The 2902-nt window shown below is 61.9% G+C and carries 3 protein-coding genes; 1 reads left to right on the top strand and 2 read right to left on the bottom strand.

Features of this window, described 5'->3' with window-relative positions:
- Positions 1-150: 150 nt before the first annotated feature.
- Complete coding sequence (locus EN893_RS26915; RefSeq protein WP_127270609.1) at positions 151-777, bottom strand: glutathione S-transferase family protein; 627 nt, start codon at positions 775-777, stop codon at positions 151-153.
- Positions 778-789: 12 nt separating this feature from the next.
- The gene (locus tag EN893_RS26920) at positions 790-2001 is read right to left on the bottom strand and encodes an NADP-dependent isocitrate dehydrogenase (RefSeq protein WP_127270610.1); all 1212 of its coding nucleotides are present in this window, start codon (positions 1999-2001) and stop codon (positions 790-792) included.
- Between the two features lie 214 nt (positions 2002-2215).
- On the opposite strand from EN893_RS26920, the gene EN893_RS26925 reads away from it, so the two are divergent.
- Positions 2216-2902 (top strand): RNA methyltransferase (locus EN893_RS26925; protein ID WP_164901134.1); only part of this gene is annotated, 687 nt, incomplete at its 3' end.

Genomic DNA, 2902 nt, shown 5'->3' on the forward strand with positions numbered 1-2902 from the left:
ATTGACGGTTGTAGCCGGAGGGGCAGCGGGCGACTTCGCCAAGCCTCGGGCCGGATGGCCATCCGGCCCGAGGCTCAATCGCTTCCATCGCACATAATCATCTCGTGCAGATACAAGGGGCGGCGCCGGCGTTGAGGAAGTTCATTCGGCCTAAGCGACCTTTTCAGTCCGCGTAAAGCTCGCACGATCGGCGACGCGTGTATACCAGTCCCGGATATCCGCGAACCGCGCCAACAGATCGCGCCCTTGCGTGACCTTGACGAAATAGGCGATGATCGGCGCGGCGTGCAGGTCCGCCAGCGTCAGTTGGTCGCCAAGCAGCCACGGACCTTGTGGCTTCAGCGATCTCAGCACCTTCAGCACCGTCTCGGCCTGAGCAAGGCCGCCGGCGATCAACGCCGAATCCGGCTCAGCCTTCTCCAGCCGCTCGACGGCAACATCCCAGACCATGGCGCGATAGCCATAGGCGTCGAGCATGCCGATGATCTGGCCCATCCTGGCGCGGCCGCGCGCGTCGGCAGGCTGCAGCGCCGGTCCTTCGAAGGCCTCGTCGATATAGCGGGCAATCGCATTGGTCTCGAACAGGCGAAACCCGTCATAACAGAAGGCCGGGATGCGGCCGAACGGATGATGCTCGAAATACCAGGCGGGAATCCCCTCGGCGGCAAAGACATCGACCGGCACAAGCTCGTAGTCGATGCCTTTTTCCGCGAGTACGAGGCGGACGATGCGTACATAGACGCTGTACTCCGCCCCGTAGACGATGGGCTTGCCCATCTTGCTTACTTGTCAGGCCATCGCCTTCTGCAGGTTCTCGTCGATCTTGTCGAGGAAACCGGTGGTCGACAGCCAGGGCTGGTCGGGGCCGATCAAGAGCGACAGGTCCTTGGTCATGAAGCCGGACTCGACCGTCTGGATGCAGACTTTTTCCAGCGTCTCGGCAAAGCGCTTCAGGTCGGCATTGTCGTCGAGCTTGGCGCGATGCGTGAGGCCGCGCGTCCAGGCGAAGATCGAAGCGATCGAATTGGTCGAGGTTTCCTCGCCCTTCTGATGCTGGCGGTAGTGGCGGGTGACCGTGCCGTGCGCGGCTTCCGCTTCCACCGTCTTGCCGTCCGGCGTCATCAGCACCGATGTCATCAGGCCGAGCGAGCCAAAGCCTTGCGCGACCGTGTCGGACTGCACGTCGCCATCATAGTTCTTGCAGGCCCAGACATAGCCGCCCGACCATTTCAGGGCGGAGGCCACCATGTCGTCGATCAGGCGGTGCTCGTACCACAGCTTCTTCGACTTGAACTCAGCCTCGAACTCGGCCTCATAGACTTCCTGGAAGATGTCCTTGAAGCGGCCGTCATAGGCCTTGAGGATGGTGTTCTTGGTCGACAGATAGACCGGGTAGTTGCGCAGCAGGCCGTAGTTCAGCGAGGCGCGGGCGAACTCGCGGATCGACTCGTCGAGATTGTACATGGCCATGGCGACACCGGCGCCGGGCGCGTCGTATACATCGTGCTCGATCACCTGGCCGTCCTCGCCGACGAACTTGATGGTCAGCTTGCCCTTGCCGGGGAAGCGGAAATCGGTGGCGCGGTACTGGTCGCCGAAGGCATGGCGGCCGACGATGATCGGCTTGGTCCAGCCGGGCACCAGGCGCGGCACGTTCTTCATGATGATCGGCTCGCGGAAGATGGTGCCGCCGAGGATGTTGCGGATGGTGCCGTTCGGCGACTTCCACATCTTCTTCAGCTTGAACTCCTCGACGCGCTGTTCGTCGGGGGTGATCGTCGCGCATTTCACGCCGACGCCGTGTTTTTTGATGGCGTTGGCCGAATCGATGGTCACCTGGTCGTTGGTGGCGTCGCGGTGCTCGATGCCGAGGTCGTAATATTCAAGCTTGAGGTCGAGATAAGGGTGGATCAGCTTGTCCTTGATGAACTGCCAGATGATGCGGGTCATCTCGTCGCCGTCGAGTTCGACGACCGGGTTCGCCACCTTGATCTTCGCCATGGAAAGAATGCCTCGTTGCTGGATATGGGACGGCCTTGCCCGCGCGGCGTTGGGCCGGGAGATGTCGCCCGTATATCAAAGCGCTTTTGGCCACGCAAACGGCGATCGGTCACGAATTGGAGGCCAGAGCCGTCGTCATTTGCGAATGCTTCATTTTCCCGGCCGAATGTGGCAGGGACGCTGAAATGCCGCAAACAGCAGTTCATTGACAATCATGCCCGTCATCAAAGATCCCGATAGCATTGCAGTCGCTGGCCCGGCGATCATCCTCGTCGAGCCTCAGCTTGGCGAGAACATTGGCATGGTCGCGCGCGCCATGGCCAATTTCGGCCTGTCGGAGCTGCGCCTGGTCAACCCGCGTGATGGTTGGCCGAGCGAGAAGGCGCGCGCGGCGGCCAGCTGCGCCGATCATGTCATCGACGCTGTCACCGTCTTCGACGATCTGGCCTCGGCGCTCGCCGACCTGAACTTTGTCTTCGCCACCACGGCCAGGCAGCGCGACGGCTTCAAATCCGTGCGCGGGCCGGTGGAGGCGGGCAGGCTGCTGCGGGCGCGCCACGTGATGGGCCAGCGCACCGGCATCCTGTTCGGACGCGAACGCTTCGGCCTCTACAATGACGAGGTCGGCCTTGCCGACGAGATCGTCACTTTCCCGGTCGATCCCGATTTCTCCTCGCTCAACATCGCCCAGGCAGCACTTCTGATGTCCTACGAATGGATGAAGTCCGGCCTGGAGGACGAGACCAAGACCAATTTTTCCGGCCCGGACATGAAATCGGCAAGCAAGGAAGAATTGCACGGCCTGTTCGCCTATCTCGAAGGCGCGCTGGAAGCGCGCGGCTATTTCCGGCCGGCGCCGAAGAAGCCGAAAATGATCGACAATCTTCGCGCGGTGCTGACA

The sequence above is a fragment of the Mesorhizobium sp. M7A.F.Ca.CA.004.04.2.1 genome (assembly GCF_004022825.1).
Lineage (GTDB): Bacteria > Pseudomonadota > Alphaproteobacteria > Rhizobiales > Rhizobiaceae > Mesorhizobium.

Excerpts from the sequence above, each read along its gene's own strand:
- EN893_RS26915 (WP_127270609.1), bottom strand. The coding sequence starts at position 777 with ATGGGCAAGCCCATCGTCTACGGGGCGGAGTACAGCGTCTATGTACGC.
- EN893_RS26920 (WP_127270610.1), bottom strand. The coding sequence starts at position 2,001 with ATGGCGAAGATCAAGGTGGCGAACCCGGTCGTCGAACTCGACGGCGAC.